This window comes from Mesorhizobium sp. M2E.F.Ca.ET.209.01.1.1 (assembly GCF_004010375.2).
Classification (GTDB): Bacteria; Pseudomonadota; Alphaproteobacteria; order Rhizobiales; family Rhizobiaceae; genus Mesorhizobium.
The window spans coordinates 1-306 of sequence record NZ_SADP02000945.1 but is presented as its reverse complement, the minus strand read 5'-3'; the positions used below and the strand labels follow the sequence as shown (position 1 = coordinate 306).

At 64.4% G+C, this 306-nt stretch carries 1 protein-coding gene; it reads right to left on the bottom strand.

What is annotated here, in order from left to right; genetic code table 11:
* Positions 1-306 (bottom strand): EAL domain-containing protein (locus EN852_RS38610; protein WP_135879889.1); only part of this gene is annotated, 306 nt, incomplete at both ends.

The window sequence follows — 306 nt, the reverse complement described above, 5'->3', positions numbered from 1 at the left end:
AAATCGTCGAGCCATATCCTGATACCCAGGAGCTTCAGGTCGCTGATGCAGCGCAGGATGTCGGAGTCCATCTCCAGTTCGCGCCCCTCGGTGATCTCGAAGGCCAGCCGGCTGCCGGCGACGCCGGTCTCGCCGAGAATGCCGGCGACGGATGTCGCGAAGCCGGGCGTCTTGAGCTGGATCGGCGATACGTTGACGCTGACGAGGCGGACATGGTCGTGCGTCAGCATATCCGTGCACACCGTCCTTATCGCCCAGCGTCCGAGCTCGAGGATGGCGCCGGTGCGTTCGGCGACGGGAATGAAC